Source organism: Burkholderia pyrrocinia (genome assembly GCF_003330765.1).
Classification (GTDB): domain Bacteria; phylum Pseudomonadota; class Gammaproteobacteria; order Burkholderiales; family Burkholderiaceae; genus Burkholderia; species Burkholderia pyrrocinia_B.
Window position 1 is genome coordinate 427,240 of the sequence record NZ_CP024903.1, and the last position, 24,503, is coordinate 451,742.

Genomic DNA, 24,503 nt, shown 5'->3' on the forward strand with positions numbered 1-24,503 from the left:
TCGCGGCACACCGAACCCTAACGATTCAACACTAGAAAAAATCGGGACGTGCCCGCGCAAGCTGCGCGGGCGCGCGGACGATGTCGTGCCTGCGCCCGAGTCGCGCAGCCACTTTTCCTCACGGAGTCACCACGATGCAACCGCAACTGCCGATCAACGTCGATCCCGATACCGGCGTCTGGACCACCGATGCACTGCCGATGCTGTACGTGCCGCGCCACTTCTTCACGAACAACCACGTCGCCGTCGAGGAAGCGCTCGGCGTCGAAGCGTATGCCGAGATTCTCTACAAGGCCGGCTACAAGTCCGCCTACCACTGGTGCGACAAGGAAGCGAAGCTGCACGGCCTGACCGGCATGGCCGTGTTCGAGCACTACCTGAAGCGCCTGTCGCAGCGCGGCTGGGGCCTGTTCTCGATCATCGAGGCCGATCCGGCCAGCGCGCGCGCAAAGATCGAGCTGCGCCACTCGTCGTTCGTGCTCCAGCAGCCCGGCAAGGAAGGCAAGCTCTGCTACATGTTTGCCGGCTGGTTCGCCGGCGCGATGGACTGGGTCAACGACACGACGCCGGAAGGCAAGGGCGCGCCGCGCGCGCAATCGAAGGAAGTGCAGTGCGCGGCCGAGCACCACGATCACTGTGTTTTCGAAGTGTCGCCGATCGCGCACTGATGCACTGACACAGAACAACACCCGCAACACGAGACATTCGAACGCCAGAGGTCGCCAGCGATGCGTTATCCCCACCTGTTCAAACCCATGCAGCTGAACCAGCTGACGCTGCGCAACCGGATCGTCAGCACCGCGCACGCCGAGGTGTATGCCGAGCCGGGCGGCCTGCCGGGCGACCGCTATATCCGCTACTACGAAGAGAAGGCGAAGGGTGGCGTCGGCCTGGCCATTTGCGGCGGATCGAGCCCGGTGTCGATCGACAGCCCGCAGGGCTGGTGGAAATCGGTGAACCTGTCGACCGACAAGATCATCGATCCGCTCACGCGGCTGGCCGACACGATGCACAAGCACGGCGCCAAGATCATGATCCAGGCGACGCACATGGGCCGCCGTTCGTCGTTCCACGGCGAACACTGGCCGCACCTGATGTCGCCGTCGGGCGTGCGCGAACCGGTGCACCGCGGCAACGCGAAGATCATCGAGATCGAGGAAATCCGCCGCATCATCGGCGATTTCGCGGCGGCCGCGAAGCGCGTGAAGGCCGCCGGCATGGACGGCATCGAAATCTCGGCGGCCCACCAGCACCTGATCGATCAGTTCTGGAGCCAGCGTTCGAACCATCGCACCGACGAATGGGGCGGCAGTCTCGAGAACCGCCTGCGCTTCGGCATCGAAGTGCTGACGGCGGTGCGCGAGGCGGTCGGCAAGGATTTCTGCGTCGGCCTGCGCATGTGCGGCGACGAATTCCACGAGGACGGCCTCGATCACGAAGCGCTGAAGGAAATCGCGCAGGCGATGTCGGAGACGGGCCTGATCGACTACCTGAGCGTGGTCGGGTCGGGCGGCGATACGCACAACACGATCGCCAACTGCATGCCGCCGATGGCGTTGCCGCCGGAGCCGTTCGTGCACCTCGCGGCCGGCATCAAGTCGGTGGTGAAGATTCCCGTGATGCACGCGCAGAGCATCCGCGATGCGGGCCAGGCCGAGCGCTTGCTCGCCACCGGCATGATTGACCTGGTCGGCATGACGCGCGCGCAGATCGCCGATCCGCACATGGTGATCAAGATCCGCGACGGCCGCGAGGACGAAATCAAGCAGTGCGTCGGCGCGAACTACTGCATCGACCGCCAGTACAACGGTCTCGATGTGCTGTGCATCCAGAACGCGGCCACCTCGCGCGAATCGACCATGCCGCACATCGTCGAGAAGTCGCGCGGCCCGAAGCGCAAGGTGGTGGTGGTGGGCGCCGGCCCGGCAGGCCTCGAGGCGGCACGCGTGGCGAAGCTGCGCGGCCACGACGTGGTGCTGTTCGAGAAGAACGCGGAAGTGGGCGGGCAGGTGATGATCGCCGCGAAGGCGCCGCAGCGCGAACAGATGTCGGGGATCATCCGCTGGTTCGACATGGAAACCAAGCGCCTGGGCGTCGACCGCCGCCTCGGCGTGGCCGCCGACGAGAAGATGATCATGGCCGAGAAGCCGGACATCGTCGTGCTCGCGACGGGCGGCTCGAGCTTCACGTGGCAGGTGCCGGGCTGGGGCGTGGCCGATGGGCTGGCCGTCAGCTCGTGGGACATCCTGACCGGCAAGGTCGAGCCGAAGCAGAACGTGCTGCTGTTCGACGGCGTGAGCACCCATGCGGGCGCGGGCGTGGCCGACTTCATGGCGAGCCGCGGCTCGAAGGTCGAGGTCGTGACGCCCGACGTGAAGGTGGCCGACGATTGCGGCGGCACGACGTTCCCGATCTTCTATCGCCGCCTGTACGCGTTTGGCGTGATCCCGACGCCGAACACCATGCTCGACCGCGTCTATGAAGAAGACGGCAAGACGATCGCCGTGCTGCGCAACGAGTACACGGAAGAACTGGAGGAGCGCGCGGTCGACCAGGTGGTGATCGAGAACGGTTCGTCGCCGAACGACGAGCTGTACTGGAAGCTCAAGCCGGAATCGCTGAACCGCGGCCAGATCGATCCGCACACGCTGTTTGCGGCCGAGCCGCAGCCGTGCCTGTCGGAGGAGCTCGGCAACGGCCGCTTCCTGCTGTTCCGTGTCGGCGACTGCATCTCGATGCACAACGTCCACGGCGCGATCTACGACTCGCTGCGTCTCGTGAAGGATTTCTAAAGATGAATCCGTCCTTCCTCATTACCGCGCTGCTGTGGCTGTCGGTGGCGGGGCTCGCGTTCGCGGTCGCGAAGCGCTCGTCCTACTGGCGTCTCGGCCGGGCCACGGCGCCCGGCTCGTTCGGCGTCGCGAACCTGTTCGCGATTCCGAAGCGTTACTTCGTCGACCTGCACCACGTGGTCGCCCGCGATCCGTACATCGCGAAGACGCACGTCGCGACCGCCGGCGGCGCGATCGGCGCGCTCGCGCTGGTGTTCGTCAACTACGGCCTCGCGATCTACTCGCCGTGGCTCGACAAGCTGATTTTCCTCGCGGCGCTCGCGATGCTGGTCGGTGTGGTGTTCGTGTGGCGCCGGCGCGCGGCGAAGGACGTGCCCGCCCGCCTGTCGCGCGGCCCGTGGAACACGCTGCCCTGGCTGCTCGGTTCGTTCGCGCTCGGCCTCGTGCTGTTCATGCTGGTGCCTGCCGGCGCGATGTCGGGTGCGTTCGCGGTGCTCTGCGCGCTGCTGATCGGCGTCGGCGCGTTCACGATGACGGTTGGCGCCGCGAAGGGCGGCCCGATGAAGCATGCGATCGCCGGCCTGCTGCACCTCGCGTTCCACCCGCGCCAGGAGCGCTTCGCGGCCACGCGCGAATCGTTCACCGGCAACGGCACGGCCACGCCGCCGACCGCGCTGAAGCTGCCGGACATCGAGCAGCAGGAATACGGCGTCGCGAAGCCGGTCGAATTCCGCTGGAACCAGCTGCTGAGCTTCGACGCATGCGTGCAGTGCGGCAAGTGCGAAGCCGCGTGCCCCGCGTTCGCGTCGGGCCAGCCGCTGAACCCGAAGAAGCTGATCCAGGATCTCGTCGTCGGGATGGCCGGCGGCACCGATGCGGCATACGCGGGCAGCCCGTCGCCGGGCATCGCGGTCGGCCAGCATCGCGGCGAGCCGAACGGCCCGATCGTGTCGGGCCTGATCGAAGCGCAGACACTGTGGTCGTGCACGACCTGCCGCGCGTGCGTGCAGGAATGCCCGATGCTGATCGAGCATGTGGACGCGATCGTCGACATGCGCCGCAACCAGACCCTCGTGCATGGCACGGTGCCCGGCAAAGGCCAGGAAGTGCTCGCGAACCTGCGTGAGACGGGCACGATGGGCGGCTACGACACGGCCGCGCGCTACGACTGGTCGGTCGACCTGAGCGCGCCCGTCGCGCAGCCGGGCAAGCCGGTCGACGTGCTGTTCGTCGCGGGCGAAGGCGCGTTCGACATGCGCTACCAGCGTACGCTGCGCGCGTTCGTCCAGGTGCTGAACAAGGCCGGCGTCGACTATGCGGTGCTCGGCTCGACCGAGACCGACACGGGCGACGTCGCGCGCCGGCTCGGCGACGAGGCGACCTTTCAGCAGATGGCGAAACGCCTGATCGGCACGCTCGGCTCGCTGTCGTACCAGCAGATCGTGACGGCTGACCCGCACGTGATGCACAGCCTGCGCAACGAATACCGTGCGCTCGGGCTGCGTGTGACGGTCAAGCACCATACGACCTATCTGGCCGAACTGGCCGAGAGCGGCAAGATCGCGCCGAAGGCCGTGGACGCGCTGCGCGAGAAGCGCACCACGTATCACGACCCGTGCTACCTCGGCCGCTACAACGGCGAGACGGAAGCGCCGCGCAAGCTGCTGAAGGCGATTGGCATCCAGGTGGTCGAGATGGAACGCAACGGGATGCGCGGCCGCTGCTGCGGCGGTGGCGGCGGTGCGCCGCTGACGGACATCCCGGGCAAGCAGCGCATTCCCGACATCCGCATCGCCGATGCACGCACGATCGGCGCGGACGTGGTCGCGGTTGCGTGCCCGAACTGCACGGCAATGCTCGAAGGCGTCGTGGGCCCGCGCCCCGACGTGCTCGACGTGGCCGAACTCGTCGCCGCCTCGCTGGAGTGAATCGATGAATACGATCAAACGAATCGATCCGCGCCGGCCGTTCATCATCACGGCCGCGGGCCTGAAGCGCATCACGCTCGGCGAGGAAGGCAGCGCCGATGCGAGCGCCGTGCACGGGGCCGCGCACGGTCATGCGGCCGCGGCCGCGAAGCCGCGCCGCGCGCTGCAGGATCCGAAGCACGTGATGCTGGTGGTCGCGCACGGCGAACGCGGCGCGCTCGACGACCATGCGCGGCAGGCGATCGCCGCCGCCGCGCTGCTCGCCGACGACCAAACCGAAGTCGCGCTGCTCGCGTTCGGCGAACTGAAGGACGACGTGGCCGAACTCGGCGTCGACAAGCTGATTGAACTCGCCGGTTTCGATCGCCGCGCATTCGATCCCGAAAGCGAACTGCAAGTATTGCAGGCGTGTGTCGCGGCACTCGCGCCGAAGCGAGTGTTCGTGCCCGACAACGCGACGGGCGACGGCGATCTCGGCCGGCGCTACGCGGCGGCGGCCGGCGCGAGCGTCGCGACGAACGTGGTCGAGATCGACGCGAAGCATGTCGGCGCGTATGCGCAGGCCGGGCGCGCGTTCGCGACGCGCGGGCTGCCCGACGTGATCCTGCTCGCGCAGAACGCGGTCGACGCGAAGCTGCCGTTCGTCGGCGCGGGCGAACGCCTGGCCGCCGACTTCATCCGCCCGGCTGGCGAAGCCGCGCAACCGTACCGCGATCTCGGCCTCGACGAAATCGATGCGGCCCAGGTCGCACTCGAGGAAGCCGACTTCATCGTGTCGGCCGGCAACGGCGTGGCCGACATCGGCGCGTTCGAGCGGCTGGCCGGCGCCTTCGGCGCGGCGATCGGCGCGAGCCGCGTCGCGGTCGACAACGGCCACTTCACGCGCGACAAGCAGGTCGGTGCAACCGGCAAGACGGTCGAGGCGAGCGTGTACATCGCGTTCGGCATCTCGGGCGCGGTGCAGCATCTGCAGGGGATCAAGGACTGCCGCCATGTGATCGCGGTGAACCTCGACGGCAGTGCGCCGATCGCGAAGCGCGCGAACCTGACGGTGGTGGGCGACGCACAGGCGACGATCGCCGCGCTGATCGAACAGGTGCAGGCCGCGCGTGTCGCGCGCGGAGAATCGCCGACCGCGGTCGGCAACCGTGAACCGGAAGGAGTCGCCGCATGAACGCCCCCCGCCAGTTGCAACGCATCGCGGTGCTCGTGTCCGTCGGCAGGCACCCCGTCAGCGGCGTCGCGCGCTATAGCCGCAACGACGCTGCCGCGCTCGAAACCGGCCGTCAGCTCGCGGAACGGCATCGCGCGCAGCTCGACGTGATCCATGCAGGCGACCCCGCGAATGCGGCGCTTGCCGACTATCTCGCGCTCGGCGCGCGGGAGGTCGAGGTGCTGGCCTGCCGCGACGGCGACGATGCCGTGCGCGCGCTCGCCGCGCGCGTCGAAGGCTACGACCTCGTGCTGACCGGCACGCGCGCCGAGGGCGCGTACGACACCGGGATGCTGCCGTATCGCGTCGCCGCTACGCTCGGCTATCCGCTCGTCGGCTCGGCCGTCGACGTGACGATCGACGGCGGCCGCGCGGCGGTCAGGCAATTTTTGCCGAAAGGCTTGCGGCGGCGCGTCGACGCGGCGCTGCCGGCCGTCGTTGCCGTCCATCCGCTCGCGAATGTGGAGCCGCGCTACGCGTATGCGCGGCTGCGTGCCGGTGCGATCCGGCCGTCACTCGCGGCGGCCGGCGCGGATGCCGACGCGGCCGCGTGGCAGGTCGGCCCGGTCGAGCGTAAACCCGTAAAGCTGGTCGCCGCGGAGAAGCGTTCCGGGCATGCCCGGATGCTGTCCGCGACGACGACCGAAAGCCGTGGCGGCAACGTCGTAAATGAAGGGAGTTCAGTCGAAAAAGCACAAGTGATCCTCGCGTATTTGCGCGAGCATCAGCTCATCGACTACTGACTTTGATGCCTGTCGGCAAGAACCCATGGATGCAAGGAATCCGGAGCAAACGATGAAAGTATCGGCAGACATTCGCGCATTGATCGAACGACGCAAGGAAGGGCACAGCCTCGACGCGCCGTTCTATACGAGCGAGGACATCTTCGCGCTCGACATGGAGGCAATTTTCCGCCAGCACTGGATCCAGGTGGCGATCGAGCCGGACATTCCGGAGCCGGGCGACTACGTGACCGTGGAACTGGGGAACGATTCGATCCTGATCGTGCGCGACGACGACATGGCGATCCGCGCGTTCCACAACGTGTGTCGTCACCGCGGCGCGCGCCTGTGCAACGAGGACAAAGGCTCGGTCGGCAACATCGTGTGTCCGTACCACAGCTGGACGTACAACCTGACGGGCCAGCTGATGTTCGCCGAGCACATGGGCGAGAAGTTCGACCGCTGCAAGCACAGCCTGAAGTCGGTGCACGTCGAGAATCTCGCGGGCCTGATCTTCGTCTGCCTTGCCGACGAGCCGCCGGTCGACTTCGCGAAGATGCGCGCCGAGATGGAGCCGTACCTGTTGCCGCACGACCTGCCGAGCACGAAGATCGCCGCACAGATCGACATCATCGAGGAAGGCAACTGGAAGCTCACGATGGAGAACAACCGCGAGTGCTATCACTGCGTCGCGAACCATCCGGAGCTGACGATCTCGCTGTACGAATACGGCTTCGGCTACCAGCGTTCCGATGCGAATGCCGAAGGCATGGACGCGTTTGCGGAGACGTGCGTCAAGCGCGGGAAGGAGTGGGCCGAGATGGGCCTGCCGTCCGCCGAGATCGAGAAGTTGCTCGACGTGACCGGTTTCCGCACGCAGCGCCTGCCGCTCGACCGCAGCGGCGAATCGCAGACGCTCGACGCGAAGGTCGCATCGAAGAAGCTGCTCGGCGGGTTCAACCAGGCCGACCTCGGCGGGCTGTCGTTCTGGACGCAGCCGAACTCGTGGCACCACTTCATGAGCGATCACATCGTGACGTTCTCGGTGATCCCGCTGTCGGCCGGCAAGACGCTCGTGCGCACGAAGTGGCTCGTGCACAAGGACGCGAAGGAAGGCATCGACTACGACGTGAAGAACCTCACGGCCGTATGGAACGCAACCAACGACCAGGATCGCGCGCTCGTCGAATTCTCGCAGCGCGGTGCGACCAGCAGCGCGTACGAGCCGGGCCCGTATTCGCCGTTCACGGAAGGTCTGGTTGAAAAATTCTCGTCCTGGTACATCGGCCGGCTCGCCGAAAAAACCGGCGAATAGTATCCAGCAGCGAATTAGCGGAGCAAGACATGATGCGAGATGCGGCCAATTTCGAGCCGACGGACAGCCGGGTGACGCGCCCGGCGTTCTGGAACGCCCTTCCCGAGCGCTGGACGAGCGACGTCGAGGAAACGCTGGTGTGCTGCCAGGTGCGGCAGGAAACGCACGACGTGAAGAGCTTCTTCTTTCGTTCGCCGCAGGGCCGCGCGTTCTCGTTCGAGCCCGGGCAGTTCCTTACGCTCGAGCTCGACATCGACGGCGAGACGATCAACCGTTGCTACACGATCTCGTCGTCGCCCGCACGGCCGCATACGGTGTCGATCACGGTCAAGCGCGTGCCGGGCGGCAAGGTGTCGAACTGGCTGCACGACAACCTGCAACCGGGCGCGCCGGTGCGCGTGCTCGGCCCGGCCGGCGAATTCACGTGCGCGCGGCATCCGGCGCGCAAGTACCTGTTCCTGTCGGCCGGTTCGGGCGTCACGCCGCTGATGTCGATGAGCCGCGCGCACCATGATCTCGCCGAGGATCGCGACATCCTGTTCGTGCACAGCGCGCGCACACCCGACGACATCATCTTCGCGCGCGAGCTCGACCTGATCGCGTCGAATCATACGAATTTCCGCACGTCGTTCGTCGTCGAGCGCGTGGGCGCACGCACGAACTGGCCGGGCGTCACGGGCTTCCTGACGCTGCCGCTGCTGAAGCTGATCGCGCCGGATTTCATGGAACGCGAGATCTTCACGTGCGGCCCCGCGCCGTACATGAAGGCCGTGCGCGACCTGCTCGACGAAGGCGGTTTCGACCGCAAGCAGTATCACGAGGAGAGCTTCTCGTTCGAGACGCTCGCGCAGACCGCGAGCGACGAATTGCTCGCCGATCTCGCGCCGCCGGCCGAAGGCGGCGACGCAACGACGAAGCAATACACGGTCAGCTTCGCGAAGAGCAACCGCGAGATCGCGTGCGGCTCGGCGCAGCACGTGCTCGACGCGGCGCGCCAGTCAGGCGTGCGGCTGCCAGCGTCGTGCACGCAGGGCATGTGCGGCACCTGCAAGGTGAAGCTCGTGTCGGGGCAGGTCGACATGAAACACAACGGCGGCATCCGCCAGCGCGAGATCGACCAGGGGATGGTATTGCTGTGCTGCAGCAAGCCGCTGTCCGATCTCGTGATCGACAAGTAGTCTGAACACGCCATCGGCTGTCCGGGGGCGTCGCCTCCGGACAAGCATCCGTCGGAAAACAACGATACCGCGGATTTGTGGTTGAAGAACCTAGAGAGACCACGCGCGCAGGCGCATATCAAGGAGATCGACCATGAAACTTTTCGGAAAACTGTTGTGGGCCGGCGCACTGTCGGCGATGGTACTGAGCGCGTCGGCGCTCGCCGATACGAAGCCGACGCTGAAGATCGGCTACGTCGAAGGCTGGGACGACAGCGTCGCGACGTCGAACGTCGCGGCCCGCGTCATCGAGAAGAAGCTCGGCTACCAGGTCAAGCTCGTGCCGGTCGCCGCCGGGATCATGTGGCAAGGCGTGGCGCGCGGCGATCTCGACGCGACGCTGTCCGCCTGGCTGCCGGTGACGCACGGCTCGTACTGGGATGAGTACAAGACCAAGGTCGTCGATGTCGGCGCGAATTTCCCGGATGCGAAGATCGGCCTGATCGTGCCGGAGTACGTGAAGGCAAAGAGCATCGACGACCTGAACGCGGAGAAGAGCAGTTTCGGCGGCCGGATCGTCGGTATCGACGCGGGCGCCGGCGTGATGCGCAAGACCGACGAAGCGATCAAGAGCTACGGGCTGAGCTACACGCTGATGCCGAGCTCGGGCAGTGCGATGACGGCCGAGCTGTCGCGTTCGGTCAATGCGAACAAGCCGGTCATCGTGACCGGCTGGGCGCCGCACTGGATGTTCGCGAAATGGAAGCTGCGCTTCCTCGAGGATCCGAAGAAGGTGTTCGGCGGCGCCGAGCATGTCGACAGCGTCGTGAATCCGTCGCTCGAAACGAAGGCCAAGCCGGTCGTCGCGTTCCTGAAGAAATTCCAGTGGAAGCCGGGTGAAATCGACAGCGTGATGCTGGCGATCCAGAACGGCTCGAAGCCGGAAGCGGCCGCCGACGCGTGGATCGCCGCGCATGCCGACCGCGTGAATTCGTGGACGGAAGGCGCACAGTAAGCACCCAACGATACGTCTTGCGAAGCATCATAAAAAACGCGCCGGGAATGGCATGCAGTAATCCGAAATAATCGTGATGAAATGCGGCCATATCCCGGCATTCTTTTGCTGATTCTGCAAAAAATCGCGTAAGTTGTTACACTACGGCCCTTATGCGGAGGCGTCACAGCTTTGCATGGGACCAGAGTAAGCGATAAAGCGCTAACACTGATCGACAGGAGGAATTGGATGAGTCAGGCAGGACTGCGTGCGAACCGCACCAGTGATGTTGAGGCAACCATCTCACATGATTCGACGGGCCACACGCTGCATCGTGGCCTGACTTGGAAAGACGCATTTTGGGTAACGAGCGGCGTGCCGGCAGGCGTGCTGTTCACGATCGGCGGCGTATGCGCGACGATCGGCCAGCCCGCGTGGGCGATCTGGATCGCCGCGATCACGATGGGGCTGGTTCAAAGCGCGACTTATGCGGAAATCTCCGGGCTATTTCCCCATAAATCGGGCGGCGCGTCGGTATATGGCGCGATCGGCTGGGTCCGTTACAGCAAGCTGATTGCCCCGGTTTCCGTGTGGTGCAACTGGCTCGCGTGGTCGCCGATGCTTGCGCTCGGCTGCGGCCTCGCGGCGAGCTACGCGCTCACGAGTCTCTTTCCCGCCAACGCGGCGGTGCTGCACTGGCAGCTCAAGGTTGCGGATCTCGGGTTCATCAAGCCGGGTCTGTCCCTGCGGATCAACGCGACGTTCATCATTGCGGCGATCCTGCTTCTCATCACGTTCAAACTTCAGCACAGCGGTGCATCGAAGGCTGCGCGCACGCAGCGCATTCTCGGCATCGCATCGCTCACGCCGCTGCTGATCGTCGGCATTGTGCCGTTCGTCACCGGCGACGTGCCGATGTCGAACCTGCTCCCGCTGCTGCCGCTCGGTCGCGACGCGCACGGCAACCTCACGGCCGCGACTTTCGGCTCGTGGAACGGGCAGGGCGTCACGATGGCGCTCGGCGCGATGTTCATGGCCGGCTGGGCGTCGTACGGCTTCGAGACGGCCGTCTGCTACACGCGCGAATTCCGCGATCCGCGGCGCGACACCGCGAAGGCGATTTTCTGGTCGGGCGCGCTGTGCCTCGTCGTAATGACGCTGGTGCCGCTCGCGTTCCAGGGCGCGCTCGGCACGCAGGCGATGCTCGATCCGTCGATCGGTGACGGCACCGGTGTGGCGGCTGCGATGGCGAAGATCGTCGGCGGCGGCGCGTGGGTCGCGAATGCAGTCGTCGTGATGCTGATGCTGTCGATCCTGCTGATCGTGATGACGTCGATGATGGGCTCGTCGCGCACGCTGTACCAGGCATCGGTCGACGGCTGGCTGCCGAAGTACCTGTCGCACGTGAACGAGCACGGCTCGCCCACGCGCGCGATGTGGACCGATCTCGGCTTCAACCTCGTGTTGCTGATGATGTCGGACTACATGACGGTGCTGTCGATCTCGAACGTCTGCTACATGCTGTTCGTATTCCTGAATCTTCAGTCGGGCTGGATCCACCGGATGGATCGCGGCAACTGGGATCGGCCGTTCCGCTGCCCGACGTGGCTGCTCGTCGGCGGCTCGATCTGCGGCTACGCGAACCTCGTCTATGTCGGCGCCGGCGCGAACCTGCAGGGCGAGGGCACGCTGCGCAACGGGCTGATCGCGATGCTGCTGATCGTGCCGGTCTTCCTGTTCCGCCACTACTGGCAGGATCGCGGCCGTTTCCCGGCGCAGATGCAGCGCGACATGGAACTCGAAGTGCCGAAGCGCGCCATGTGGCTGAGTCTGATGCCTTACGCGGCGCTGATCGGCGCAGGGCTGACGATCTGGTTGTCGTATTACCTTGCGTGGGTGAAGTGACGATGTAACGCCTGCGTTGCCGCACGCGACGGCCCCGGAAACCGCACACGGGGCCGTCGCACGAAGCGGCATGTGCAACGCGGTCACACGAAAAAGGCCCGACCGGCATCTACCTGCCGGTCGGGCCTTTTTCGTTGCCTTCGCGTTTGAACGAACGCGCTGCGTGCTTACGAAAACACCACCGTCCGATCCCCGTTCAGAAACACGCGCCGCTCGATGAACGCCTTCACGGCGCGCGCAAGCGTGATCGATTCGACGTCACGTCCCACCGCGAGCAGTTGCTCGGGACGCAGCGCATGATCGACGCGTTCGACGACCTGCTCGATGATCGGGCCTTCGTCGAGATCGTCGGTGACGAAGTGTGCGGTCGCGCCGATCAGTTTCACGCCGCGCGTGTGCGCCTGGTGATACGGCTTCGCACCCTTGAAGCCGGGCAGGAACGAATGATGGATGTTAATCGCGCGGTGCGCGAGCTTCGCGCTCGTCTCCTGCGACAGCACCTGCATGTAGCGCGCGAGGATCACAAGCTCGGCGCCGCTCGACTCGAAGAAGTCGAGCCACTGCGCTTCCTGCTGCGCCTTGGTGTCGGCCGTGATCGGGAAGTGCCGGAACGGCAACCCGTGCTGCGCGGCGAGCGGCTCGAAGTCGGGGTGGTTCGACACGATGCCGACGATATCCATCTTCAGTTCGCCCATCCGCCAGCGGAACAGCAGGTCCGCGAGGCAGTGCTCGAGCTTCGACACCATGATCAGCACTTTCGGCCGCGCGTTCACGTCGTGGATCGCCCATTGCATGTCGCCACCGCCCAGGCCGGCCGCGATCGGCGCGAATTCCTGGCGCAGCGCGTCGATCTGCAGCGTCTCATCCGTCGGATGAAAGACGCAGCGAACGAAGAAGCGGTTGCTGAGATCGTCGTCGAACACGTTCAGCGCATCGACATAGCAGCGATGGCGATCGAGGAAGCCGACGACGGCGGCGACCTGGCCGGCCGCGCTCGGGCACGACAGTGTCAGGACGAATTGATCGGGGCGGTGCTCGGCGGACATGAGACTCCTCGGTTGGCATGGGGCGCACGGCCGTGCGGCGGCGCACGAAAGCGCTGCGCCGCTCGGGTAGCGGGAGGCTCAAGTAAATCAGGACGATTTCGGGGAGGATAGAACCAACGCGCCGTGTGGCTGGTATCGGCACGCCAGCGCGCATGGGCGGGGCCGGTGGGTCACGCTTGCGCGCACGCGTCGAGCAGCCAGCGCCGGAACACGTGGGTCGCGTCCGGCTCGGGCCGCTGCGGCGGCCGCACCAGGAAGTAGCCGCGCGACGTAACGACAGGCGCGTCGACGAGCTTCACGAGCTGGCCGGACGCGACGAGTTCGTCGACGAGCGGCGACCAGCCGAGCGCGACGCCTTCGCCGAGCAGCGCCGCGTGGATCACGAGCGCGTAGCTGTTGAAGGTCACGCCGCGCGCGGCAGCCGGCGCGTCGAGGCCGTGCGCGTCGAACCAGCCGGACCACGACAGCCAGCGCTCGGGGCGCGTCGGCTGCACGTGCAGCAGCGGCAGTGCGTGCAGATCGTCGGCCCGCGCGACGTGCGGGTGCGCATCGCGGAACGCGGGCGAACACACGGGTGTGACGGATTCCGGAAAGAGCCGCGCGGCCGTGCACGACGGCCAGTGGCCGTCGCCGAACAGGATCGCGATGTCGCCGTGGTCGCGTTGGGCGTCGTAATCCTGTGACGTGACGACGCGCACGTCGACATCCGGCATCACGCGTTTCAGGCCGGCCAGGCGCGGCATCAGCCAGTAGGTCGCGAAGCCGAAGTCGGTGACGATCGTGAGCGCGCCGTGCTCGCGGCGCGCGCGCAGCGTCGCGGTGGCGCCGCGCAGCGTGTCGAGGCTCACGCGCACGGCTTCGTACAGGCACTGGCCGTCGCTCGTCAGCGTGACGCCGCGCGGGCTGCGCTCGAACAGCGGCACGCCGAGTTCGGCCTCGAGCTGGAACACCTGCTGGCTCACGGCCGGCTGTGTCGAGCCGAGCTCGCGCGCGGCGGCCGTGAAGCTCGCGAGCCGGGCGGCCGATTCGAACGCGCGCAGCGCCTGCATTGACGGTAACGGTTCGGGTTTCGACATAAGCCCCTCTAATGGCCCCATAAGGGCCGGACGCCTTCCCGCCTGAATTCGGGCGGGCGATAGTGCATCGGACGGCATGGCACGCAAGCTTCACGGCCGCTGCGCAAGGCCTTCCACGATTCTAGTCAGTCGCGGCAGGCACGCGCGGCACTTTCTTCGGGCCGCATCCGTCATGCCGGACGTCTCGCTGCCCGAGCGGCGCGCCGTTCCATTCGAACACCGCTTTCCTCACGACCGCCGATGACGAACCCGACACCCAACATTCTGATCCTGATGGCCGACCAGCTCACGCCGTTCGCGCTGCCGGCGTACGGCAACCGCGTCGCGCGCACGCCGACGCTCGACCGGCTCGCCGCGCAAGGCGTGGTGTTCGACGCCGCGTACTGCGCGAGCCCGCTGTGCGCGCCGTCGCGTTTCTCGCTGCTGACCGGCAAGCTGCCGTCGGGGATCGGCGCCTACGATAACGCCGCCGAATTGCCGGCGCAAACACTGACGTTCGCGCACTACCTGCGCGCGGGCGGCTACCGGACCATGCTGTCCGGCAAGATGCACTTCTGCGGGCCCGACCAGTTGCACGGCTTCGAGGAGCGGCTCACGACCGACATCTATCCGGCCGATTTCGGCTGGGTGCCCGACTGGGACAGCCCGACGGAGCGGCCGAGCTGGTATCACAACATGAGTTCGGTGCTCGAGGCGGGCCCGTGCGTGCGCACCAACCAGCTCGATTTCGACGACGAAGTCACGTTCGCCGCGAAACAGAAGCTGTACGACGTCGCGCGCGAGCGCGCGGCCGGGCACGATGCGCGGCCGTTCTGCATGGTCGTGTCGTTGACTCATCCGCACGATCCGTACGCGATCACGCGCGAATACTGGGACCTGTACCGCGACGAAGAGATCGACATGCCGGCCGTGCGCGTCGATGCAGCGGACAGAGACCCGCATTCGCAGCGGCTGCGCTTCGTCTGCGAGAGCGACCGCACGCCGCCCACCGACGCGCAGGTCCGCGCCGCGCGCCGCGCGTACTACGGCGCGACGTCCTACGTCGATACGCAGTTCGGCAGCGTGCTGGCCGCGCTCGAGCAATGCGGATTCGCCGACGACACGATCGTGATCGTCACGTCCGACCATGGCGACATGCTCGGCGAGCGCGGGCTCTGGTACAAGATGACGTTCTTCGAAGGCGGCTGCCGCGTGCCGCTGATCGTCCATGCGCCGGGCCGCTTCGGCGCCGCACGCGTGCGCGGGCCCGTGTCGCACGTCGACCTGCTGCCGACGCTCGTCGACCTGGCCGGTGCCGCACCGGCCGGCGGCTGGCCGGACCCGGTCGATGGCGCGAGCCTCGTGCCGCATCTGCACGGCATGCCCGCGCACGACGTCGCGCTCGGCGAATACCTCGCGGAAGGTGCGGTCGCGCCGGTCGTGATGATCCGCCGCGGCGACTGGAAGTACGTGCATTGCCCGGCCGATCCCGACCAGCTCTACAACCTCGCCGACGACCCGCGCGAGCTGACGAACCTGGCCGGCTCGCCGGAAGCCGCCGACGTGCTCGCGGCGTTCCGAACGCAAGCCGCGCAGCGCTGGAACCTGCCCGAGCTGGACCGGCAGGTGCGCGCGAGCCAGCGGCGCCGGCGCTTCCATTACGCGGCGACGACGCAGGGCCGCATCCAGGCGTGGGACTGGCAGCCGTTCACCGACGCGAGCCAGCGTTACATGCGCAATCACATCGAACTCGACACGCTCGAGGCGATGGCGCGCTTTCCGCGCGTCGGGCGCTGAGCGTCCCGCATCGCGATCATTGACGAACGACGGAGGAGGCTGGCGATGGAACGGCAATGCAATGCAGCAACCCGGATCGGCGCGGCGCTTGCCGCGGCCGCATGCTTGATGACGACGCAGGCCGTGCACGCGGCCGATCCGCAGACGTGCAGCGACGTGAAGATGGCGGCGCCCGGCTGGACCGACATCGACGCGACGAACGCGATGGCGGGCGTCGTGCTGAAGGCGCTCGGCTACCGGCAGGACGTGGCGAACCTGTCGGTGCCGATCACGTACCAGGGGCTCAAGAAAGGGCAGGTCGACGTGTTCCTCGGCAACTGGATGCCCGCGCAGGCGCCGCTCGTGAAGCCGTTCGTCGACGAGAAATCGATCGACGTGCTGCACGCGAACCTGAGCGGCGCGAAGTTCACGCTCGCCGTGCCCGACTATGTGGCGGCCGCCGGCGTGCATACGTTCGCCGACCTCGCGCGCTATGCGGACCGCTTCGGCGGCAAGATCTACGGGATCGAGCCCGGCGCGCCCGCGAACCAGAACATCAAGCGGATGCTGTCCGACCATGCGCTCGGCCCGGCGAACTGGGCGCTCGTCGAATCGAGCGAGACGGGCATGCTCACGCAGGTCGAGCGCGCGGTGCGCGACAAGCGCTGGATCGTGTTTCTCGCGTGGGAGCCGCACCTGATGAACACGAAGTTCCACCTGACCTACCTGTCGGGCGGCGATGCGTATTTCGGCCCGAACTATGGCGGCGCGACGGTCAACACGGTCACGCGTTCGGGGTTCGCGGGCCAGTGCGCGAACCTTGCTCGGCTGTTCCGGCAGATGACGTTCTCCGTCGACGTCGAGAACCGGATGATCGCCGACATGCTCGACCACAAGACGTCGCCCGCGCTCGCGGCCCAGCATGCATTGAAGGCCGACCCGGCGCTGGTTGCCGGCTGGCTGGACGGCGTGACGACGGCGGCCGGCGCACCGGGCCTGCCGGCCGTGCGCGCGGCCCTCGACGGCCATTGACCCACCCTCCGGGCGGCCGGTTTTGCCGTGCCGCCTGTCTACGTGTTTTCCCGACCGGGTCGCATCGCGACCATTTAGTGTCGCCTTCAGACGGGTGACAGGAAATATGGGTTTGTATTTTTCGCCAATGGCTGCGCTATTGCGCAAAACGAAATGCCGAAGCCATCGGACGTACTGAATTCGAATCCACCGGCGCATCGCGGCGCGCGCCGGGAAGAGGTTCTTTCCATCGAACGGTTCAGGGAGGGTGGTCGATAATGAAGCAAACGAAAGTTGCCGTAGCCGCCGCGCTTGCATGCGCGGCCTGTATTCCCGCCATCGGGCATGCGCAGAGCAGCGTGACGCTGTACGGGATTCTCGACGCGGGCATCACGTATGTGAACAACACGGGCGGCTCGCATGTGGTCAAGTTCGACGACGGCGTCGCGTACGGGAACCGCTTCGGCCTCAAGGGCACGGAAGATCTCGGCGGCGGCCTGAAGGCGGTGTTCACGCTCGAGAGCGGCTTCCACCTCGGCAACGGGCAGCTCGGCTTCGGCGGCGCCGAGTTCGGCCGGCAGGCGTATGTCGGCCTGCAGAACGACTGGGGCACGCTGTCGTTCGGCAACCAGCTCGACATCACGAACGAGCTCGTATCGATCTACAACATCTCGGCGTGGGGCAGCGGCTATGCGATCCACCAGGGCGACTTCGACCGCTTCAACGGCGACCGCCTGCCGAATTCGGTGAAGTTCCTGTCGAACGACCTCAGCGGCTTCAAGTTCGGCGCGATGTACTCGTTCGGCAACGTCGCGGGCAACTTCCATCGCAACAGCGCATGGAGCGCGGGCGCGAGCTTCACGAAGGGCGACTTCTCGATCGGCGCCGCGTACACGCGCCTGAACAACCCGAACGGCATCTACGCGTTCGACCCGTACGCGATGATCGGCACGCACACGTTCCTCGGCCAGCAGACCGTCACCGTCGATCCGGCGACCGGCGCACGCACCGACCTGTTCGCGAACACGCCGATGGACGTCGACAGCCAGGGCACGTTCGGCATCGGTTCGAGCTACACGATCGGCAAGCTGACGCTCGACGCCAATTTCTCGTACACGACGATCAAGGGTTTCGGCCAGTCGTCGCACATGCAGGTGTTTGAAGGCGGCGGCCTGTACCAGTTCACGCCGGCGCTGAGCCTGATCGCGGGCTACCAGCACACGCGCTTCGAAGGCCATCACTGGAACCAGGGCACGGCGGGCCTGCACTACCTGCTGTCGAAGCGCACCGACGTGTATATCTCCGGCGATTACCTGCGCGCGTCGCAAGGCGTGGATGCGGTGGTCGGCTACAGCTTCACGCCGTCGACGACGCAGACGCAGGCCGACGTGCGGATCGGGATGCGGCATTCGTTCTGAGTGGGGTGGTGTGGAAGTTGACGTCTTCAGCGAGGTCTCTCTTTGGCGCGAACTGCGGTTCGCGCTTTTTTTTTGTTTCTTCGCGGATTTCAGGGGATGTCGCTGTCCGACCCTAAGCCGCCGGTCGGCATGCTGCGACCCGTACGGCGCATTTCGGAGTACAGCGTCCATTCGCGGGCGAACTCTCCGGCAAGCTATCGGCCTAAGCAGACATTCAAGCATTGTCGTTCGTGAGGCCGCTCCTAGCCGAACTGCGCCCATTCGCACGATCTCGCTGAGATCCTGAACGGACTTGAGCAACAGGCGCTTATCGTCCTGGAACAACCTTTGGATCGGAAGGCCTTTGCGAAGCGCTTTACGCGCGGCCGCGATCAGCGTCAGTCTGAGTCGCGGTCGGCGGCGTAGCGGCCAGAACAGTAATAACAGCGGCCCTCGCGTTGACCAGCTTCGTTTTCCCAAAAGTCAAGATCACCGGTCTCGCAGGCTACACCGCAGATGTCGCAGTTTGCAGGGACGTTATCGCCATCTTCGTTGTCGCAGAACGTGCACCGATAGCCGGTCTTTGAAGCTTCGTTTAGTACCATCGTAAAGTTGCCACAACCGTCACAATCGATCCGTGCCGGCGGACCATCAGGATCGAAAGGGCCTTGCGGATTCTCCTTTTCGACAGTATCCGCCGCTCTGATCGCATCCTTCAGTTTGAATTGATACTCGTCGGACAGCACCTTGAACGTATCCATTGCGTTCTGAGGAATCGCCTGCTCGATGTCAACGTCGCTGTTGTAGTGAAGAAACTCCAAAACCGCGCGAAATAATCGACCGATAGTCGTGCGCGCCGTCGCCACGTCCATCTCGAACTTGTGGTGTTCGATGTCGTTTCGCAGTTTCTTTAGCCACTCTAGATCTTTGCGGAAGTCGCCGGAAACCGTGTCTTTTTCTTCATTGTTGATGAAGTTGACCGCTTCCCACAGTCCGATTGTGCGCGCCTTCTCAGGCTTGAGGTTCGATTCGAACGGATTCATGTAGATCAACAGCGGGTGCTTTTCGGTGATGTAGTGCTTGAAAATCAGCTCAATGAAATGAGCCATGTGAAGCACACAAAACTTGTAAGCCTTCGGATTTCCGTTGTCGCCTTCCTCGAACTTGGTCAGCGCTTCGGCAAGGCTGTCCATCGCATTGTCGAGCAGGTCCAGTTTGTGATTTGACATTCAGTTCCCTACGAGGTCGGACGAATTGTACTGGAGCCGTGGTGAGGTGCGAGCGACGACGCTCACCGGACATTGGACACGGGCCGTGCCGCTGGCTCGTGGAGCTAGGCACCGGCCGAGAAATATTACTTTACGCTTTCAATCGCTATTCCGGTGGCTTGGTTGCGGAATCTCCGTGTTGCCCGAGGCTAGGTCTATGAGTCGCGGCAACCAACGAAATGTAAAATTCCCAAATTGGGAACTTTACAAGCCCAGATGAATCCGGTATATTGATCCCAAATTGGGAACAAACATGCGGCTACTCGGCAAAGACAAGCTCCAGATCCCTCTGGACAATGACGCGCGGCTTTGGCTGTGCAGCTGGATTTCAGAGTTGAGCGCTGCGCACTGGAAGGGCGCGGCGGATCTGCTCACGCAATTCCCGCGAGCTACTGTTGCGGGCCCAGATACTTTCATTTTTCGAGTAGGAGGGGCCGTGTGGGTCATTGAGCTCGTTGTGCACTTCCCTCAGGGGATTGCGTTGATTGTAGGCATAGAACGAGCGGCATCATGATCGACCTTAAGGTAATTAAATCGGACGAGCAGTATCGAGACTATCTGGAACAGGTGCACGCCCTGATCCAACTTCATCCTGCCCCCGGGAGTGAAGGCGGCGAGCGGCTGGAACTGCTGTCTGTCCTTATCGATGCGTACGAGTCGAACCGCTATCCTGTTGAGGCGCCTGATCCCGTTAATGCCATTTTGTTCCGCATGGAAGAGCGCGGCCTGAAGCAGTCCGATCTCATTCCGTATTTCGGCACGCGCAGTCGGGTCTCCGAAATTTTGGGAAGAAAGCGTCCGCTTACCGTACCGATGATTCGCGCAATCTCGGTGGGTCTTGGTATATCGGCGGAAACGTTGATCGGACTTAGCACGGTCGAAGAGGAGAAGCCGGCAGAATCGGTCGACTGGTCCAAATTCCCTGTGAAGGAAATGGTTGCGCGTGGATGGCTGACCAAGCTCTCGTCGAAAGCGGCTCGCGGCGCGGACCAGTTGGTCAAAGACTTCATCGCGGATGTTGGATTGCAGTTTGGGGCGACGGCTTTTCGCCGAACTATCGGCGGCCATGCTTACTCGCCGACGACAAAATATGCGCTGCATGCTTGGCTCGCGCGTGTCATCCAGAAGGCGCGTATTGCGAAGGATCCGGCGCGCGCGTTCACGCCTGAGGTGCTGTCGGCTGAGTTCCTTCGTGAGATCGCGCAGCTAAGCTGGTTTGAGCACGGCCCGCTGCTGGCGGTCGAGTTCCTTGAGAAGCACGGAATTGTCGTTGTATTTGAAACCCAACTCAAAGGTACATCTCTGGACGGTGCGGCGCTGAAAGACAATGATGGCACTCCTATCATCGCCTTAACGTTGCGGCAGGATCGTCTGGACAATTTCTGGTTCACGCTGCTTCACGAAGTCGCGCATCTATGGAAACACGTAGGTCAAGACGAAACGTTCCTCGATGATCTTGACGCTTCGAGCGAGGATCGTCGGGAAGTCGAAGCGAACAGGCTCGCTCGCGAAGCTTTCATTCCGCGCGTGAGTTGGAAAAGAAGTGATGCGTTCATAGCACCGAGCAAAGAAAATATCGAATCTCTTGCTCGTGAATTAAAGATCAGTCCGGCGGTAATCGCGGGCCGGCTGCGCCGAGAGCTGAACAACTTTCAGCTTTTCAATGACGTGGTTGGATACGACCAAGTTAAAAGGTTATTCGCGAATCGTTTGGGTCAGGGAGTATAAGAATGCTTACTTATGTACCTATTCTTCGAGCTAAGGACGGAGAGTTCGATGCTTTGCGTCATATGGACGCCCACGTCAGTCGCGCCGTAATGCCTTTGCTTGAGGTCCAGAAGCAGCCATCGGCCAAACCCGTGAAGCCGAAGCCCGGCGCCGCACCGAAGCCGCCGAAGCCTCCGAAGCTTTTGCAGGATTACCTCAGCGACGTGGCGACGAAACTGGCAGATGCACATGGGGATCGCCCGTTCTTCATCGACATGTTTGCCTTCGGCCCTGCGGACACGGTTGAGAATGGCGAACACACGTACACGTACTTCTGTGGTGAACTGCATTCTCATGCGATGGACTTCCATGCTGTCATCGGTGCAGACCGTTGGCCGAATGCCGCGTACCGGACTGCCATCGGCCACGTTCTGGCAATGAACGGAGGCAAGGCGCTTTTGCGGCTGGAGCCGGAAGATCTTGAAGATATGGCTGATCCTGAGATGTTCGACGATAATCTCGGCGACATCCTGGGCGAATGCGGCCTGATCGCAAAGAACTTGCCTGTGCTTATCGATCTCGGCGACATACGGACGCAACCGATCGCCGACCTTTTGCCAACCGTATCTGCTTCGCTCGAATTCCTCCGGACGCGCGGTTTCCGTCAAGTGGTGATTGCCGGATCTTCGATGCCGTCCACCATCAACGAGGCTGTGAAAAAACACAACTCGGCGGGTTTCCTGCAGCGCGGCGAAATGATTATGTGGAAGACGCTGCTTCCATCAACCCCGGGACTGAGAGTGGTATTTGGCGACTACGGGGTTCGCAGCCCGCGGTCGAGCGACGCGATGTCTCCTGATACAAATGGGAAGATCCGCTACACGGTCGCGAACGAATTCCTCATCGTTCGTGGCCAGTCGATGCGGCTGCCTCCGCAGGGAGCGCAGATGTGGAGTCTTGCGGACTACATCGTCAAGTCTCCGCACTATCTGAAAGAGGGTTTCAGCTGGGGTGATGCGATGATCAAACAATGCAGTGAGCAAAAAGTGCGTGGCAGTTCCACGAACTGGATTGCGTACGATACGAGCCATCACTTGGCAGCGATCGTCGCTGAGATCTACGAATACGCTCGTACCACGGCGGGCGTCAGTGCGTTGAGTCAAGCATAGCCGATGCGACTGCGGACGTCCGCTCGTAAGGATACGGGTCGTACGTTCGAATGGGCAGCGGTGTGCTTGGGACAAATTGCTCACTCTTTGCGCAGAGTAGATGTCGTGTGTCTGCTGCAGTAACCAGTCCGATTTCCTCGCGAGAGGAGCGGACTTTTTTCTTTTTGGGTGACGTCGATCGGTGGGTAGGAGGACAGTCATGCTCATGATGGAAGAAGCGCGCAAGGTGCGGCTAGGCGTGATGCTGAGCGGCGACCGCAACAAGTGCGGTAACTGCGGCGAACTGTTCAACAGCACGTAAGCGTACTCGCCCGACAGCGGCGAGATCCGACCTCGTCAGCACGGCGACACAAATGGCTGAAGATCGGTCTGAAGCAGTCGTACAAGCAGCAACGTCTGAATGTCCGCAAAGGCCGATTAGCGCGCGTCGCACATCTGGCGGTTTTTTGAGTGGACCAGCCGTTCGGGTGACCTCTGCACAGTTTCGACGAACGGCAGAAATTGGCCGATCTCCGACAGTCTGCCCCGCGTTCCCCGGAAAACCACGACGAACTTTTTTTGCGGTGCGGTGCGGATGCGCCGGTGTAGTGCGCTCCTGCCTCGGCCGATCGAACGGCCGGTTTGTCGTGGTTGACATATCATCGCGATTTGGCCGCGTCTGCGCTGTCCAGCCGACCGTCTCCACGACCGGGGACCGATATCGGGTCGCGTGGGCAAGTCGTTGCGCAAGCACGCACATGCGCAGGTAGCCGCTCGTTGAGCGGTTGCGTCACGCACCGCCGACCGCCGAGACCCCGATGACCGCCCCCTTGCCCGAATCCATCCCTCCATCCCCGTTACCCGCGAACCTGTTCCGCCACGCACCGTTCCAGCGCTTCTGGGGCACGCGCGTGATGTCGTCGCTGGCCTTCCAGATCCTGTCGGTCGCGATCGGCTGGTACGTCTACTCACTCACGCACAGCGCCTTCGCGCTCGGTCTCGTCGGTCTTGCACAGTTCGTGCCGATGTTCGCGTTGACGCTCGTCGTCGGGCAGGTGGCCGACCGCTATGACCGCCGGCGCATCGCGACGATCTGCCAGGGCGTCGAGGCGCTGGCCGCCGGCGTGTTCCTGCTCGGCGCCGCGCAAGGGTGGCTGACCGCGCCGGCCGTGTATGCGCTCGCGGCGATCGTCGGCACGGCCCGCGCGTTCGAATCGCCGTCGGTGTCGTCGCTGCTGCCGGCCGTCGTGCCGCGCACCGACCTGCCGCGAGCCACCGCGCTGTCGACGTCCGCGAACCAGGCCGCGCAGATCCTTGGGCCCGCGTTCGGCGGTCTGCTCTACGGTGTCGGTGCGCCCGTCGCGTTCGGCACGAGCGTCGTGGCATTCGCGATCGCGGCGGCGCTGAGCGGCACGATTCCGCTGCGCAGCGCGCCGCCTGCACGCGAGCCGGTCACGCTGCGCTCGGTGTTTTCGGGGATCGCATTCATCCGGCGCGAACCGGCCATCCTCGGCGCGCTGTCGCTCGACCTGTTCGCGGTGCTGTTCGGCGGCGCGACCGCGCTGCTGCCGATCTATGCGCGCGATATCCTGCAGGTCGGGCCGTGGGGGCTCGGAGCATCGCGCGCGGCGCCTGCGGTCGGCGCACTCGCGGGCACGCTGTGGCTCACGCGTTTCCCGTTGAAAGGCCGGCCGGGTCGCGCGATGTTCGGCGGCGTGATCGCGTTCGGCATCGCGACGATCGTGTTCGGGTTGTCGCGGCACTTCACGCTGTCCCTCGTTGCGCTGGCGGCGCTCGGCGCGTCGGACGTGGTCAGCGTCGTCGTGCGTCTGTCGCTCGTGCAGCTTCGCACGCCCGACGACATGCTCGGGCGGGTGAGCGCGGTCAATTCGCTGTTCATCGGCACGTCGAACCAGCTCGGCGAATTTGAATCAGGCGTGACGGCTGCGTGGTGGGGTGCGCCGACGGCGATCGTCGTCGGCGGCGCTGCAACGATCGCGGTCGCGCTCACATGGATGCGGCTGTTTCCGCAGCTCACGAACATGAAATCGCTCGAGCGCGACCATTGA

General features: G+C 64.5%; 18 protein-coding genes. 15 read left to right on the forward strand and 3 right to left on the reverse strand.

Annotation, left to right across the window (positions count from 1 at the left end; genetic code table 11):
- The first annotated feature begins 134 nt into the window (after nt 1–134).
- The 9 genes from CUJ89_RS19455 to CUJ89_RS19495 all read left to right on the forward strand — a co-directional run bounded on the left by CUJ89_RS19455 (nt 135) and on the right by CUJ89_RS19495 (nt 12,026).
- Nucleotides 135–668, forward strand: a complete 534-nt coding sequence (locus CUJ89_RS19455; protein ID WP_006488993.1) for a DUF5943 domain-containing protein — start codon at nt 135–137, stop codon at nt 666–668.
- Between the two features lie 60 nt (nt 669–728).
- Nucleotides 729–2,792, forward strand: a complete 2,064-nt coding sequence (locus CUJ89_RS19460; RefSeq protein WP_114179131.1) for an NADH:flavin oxidoreductase — start codon at nt 729–731, stop codon at nt 2,790–2,792.
- A 2-nt stretch (nt 2,793–2,794) separates the two neighbouring features.
- Nucleotides 2,795–4,720 carry a (Fe-S)-binding protein gene (locus CUJ89_RS19465; protein WP_114179132.1) on the forward strand — a complete coding sequence of 642 codons (1,926 nt, stop codon included), beginning with the start codon at nt 2,795–2,797 and terminating at the stop codon, nt 4,718–4,720.
- A 4-nt stretch (nt 4,721–4,724) separates the two neighbouring features.
- Nucleotides 4,725–5,894, forward strand: a complete 1,170-nt coding sequence (locus CUJ89_RS19470) for an electron transfer flavoprotein subunit alpha/FixB family protein (protein WP_114179133.1) — start codon at nt 4,725–4,727, stop codon at nt 5,892–5,894.
- Complete coding sequence (locus tag CUJ89_RS19475) at nt 5,891–6,676, forward strand: electron transfer flavoprotein subunit beta/FixA family protein (RefSeq protein ID WP_114179134.1); 786 nt, start codon at nt 5,891–5,893, stop codon at nt 6,674–6,676. The genes CUJ89_RS19470 and CUJ89_RS19475 overlap by 4 nt, the downstream gene beginning before the upstream one ends.
- A gap of 52 nt (nt 6,677–6,728) precedes the next feature.
- Nucleotides 6,729–7,970 carry an aromatic ring-hydroxylating oxygenase subunit alpha gene (locus CUJ89_RS19480; protein WP_201752370.1) on the forward strand — a complete coding sequence of 414 codons (1,242 nt, stop codon included), beginning with the start codon at nt 6,729–6,731 and terminating at the stop codon, nt 7,968–7,970.
- Nucleotides 7,971–7,999: 29 nt separating this feature from the next.
- The gene (locus CUJ89_RS19485) at nt 8,000–9,148 is read left to right on the forward strand and encodes a hybrid-cluster NAD(P)-dependent oxidoreductase (RefSeq protein ID WP_114179136.1); all 1,149 of its coding nucleotides are present in this window, start codon (nt 8,000–8,002) and stop codon (nt 9,146–9,148) included.
- 133 nt (nt 9,149–9,281) lie between these two features.
- The gene (locus CUJ89_RS19490) at nt 9,282–10,142 is read left to right on the forward strand and encodes a glycine betaine ABC transporter substrate-binding protein (protein WP_114179137.1); all 861 of its coding nucleotides are present in this window, start codon (nt 9,282–9,284) and stop codon (nt 10,140–10,142) included.
- Between the two features lie 228 nt (nt 10,143–10,370).
- Entirely contained in the window at nt 10,371–12,026 is a 1,656-nt protein-coding gene (locus tag CUJ89_RS19495) for an APC family permease (RefSeq protein ID WP_114179138.1), read from the forward strand.
- 167 nt (nt 12,027–12,193) lie between these two features.
- On the opposite strand, the gene purU is transcribed toward CUJ89_RS19495, so the two are convergent.
- Entirely contained in the window at nt 12,194–13,072 is an 879-nt protein-coding gene (gene purU, locus CUJ89_RS19500; protein ID WP_114179139.1) for a formyltetrahydrofolate deformylase, read from the reverse strand.
- A 170-nt stretch (nt 13,073–13,242) separates the two neighbouring features.
- Nucleotides 13,243–14,148: a choline sulfate utilization transcriptional regulator gene (locus CUJ89_RS19505; RefSeq protein WP_114179140.1), complete on the reverse strand. Its 906-nt coding sequence runs from the start codon at nt 14,146–14,148 to the stop codon at nt 13,243–13,245.
- A 240-nt stretch (nt 14,149–14,388) separates the two neighbouring features.
- Between CUJ89_RS19505 and betC the strand changes: the two genes are divergently transcribed.
- The 3 genes from betC (at nt 14,389) to CUJ89_RS19525 (ending at nt 18,332) form a co-directional block, all read left to right on the forward strand.
- On the forward strand, nt 14,389–15,924 hold the full coding sequence (gene betC, locus CUJ89_RS19515; protein WP_114179141.1) for a choline-sulfatase: 1,536 nt from the start codon (nt 14,389–14,391) through the stop codon (nt 15,922–15,924).
- Between the two features lie 45 nt (nt 15,925–15,969).
- A complete protein-coding gene (choX, locus tag CUJ89_RS19520; protein WP_114179142.1) occupies nt 15,970–16,935 on the forward strand; it encodes a choline ABC transporter substrate-binding protein in 966 nt (321 codons plus the stop codon).
- A 257-nt stretch (nt 16,936–17,192) separates the two neighbouring features.
- Entirely contained in the window at nt 17,193–18,332 is a 1,140-nt protein-coding gene (locus CUJ89_RS19525; protein WP_114179143.1) for a porin, read from the forward strand.
- Nucleotides 18,333–18,709: 377 nt separating this feature from the next.
- Here CUJ89_RS19525 and CUJ89_RS19530 read toward each other — a convergent pair whose 3' ends face one another.
- Nucleotides 18,710–19,540, reverse strand: coding sequence for a hypothetical protein (locus CUJ89_RS19530; protein ID WP_114179144.1), 831 nt, complete (start codon nt 19,538–19,540; stop codon nt 18,710–18,712).
- Between the two features lie 549 nt (nt 19,541–20,089).
- Here CUJ89_RS19530 and CUJ89_RS19540 point away from each other — a divergent pair.
- The 3 genes from CUJ89_RS19540 (at nt 20,090) to CUJ89_RS19550 (ending at nt 24,503) form a co-directional block, all read left to right on the forward strand.
- The gene (locus CUJ89_RS19540; RefSeq protein WP_236655031.1) at nt 20,090–21,307 is read left to right on the forward strand and encodes an ImmA/IrrE family metallo-endopeptidase; all 1,218 of its coding nucleotides are present in this window, start codon (nt 20,090–20,092) and stop codon (nt 21,305–21,307) included.
- A gap of 2 nt (nt 21,308–21,309) precedes the next feature.
- A complete protein-coding gene (locus tag CUJ89_RS19545; RefSeq protein ID WP_114179146.1) occupies nt 21,310–22,455 on the forward strand; it encodes a beta family protein in 1,146 nt (381 codons plus the stop codon).
- A 797-nt stretch (nt 22,456–23,252) separates the two neighbouring features.
- The gene (locus CUJ89_RS19550; RefSeq protein WP_114179147.1) at nt 23,253–24,503 is read left to right on the forward strand and encodes an MFS transporter; all 1,251 of its coding nucleotides are present in this window, start codon (nt 23,253–23,255) and stop codon (nt 24,501–24,503) included.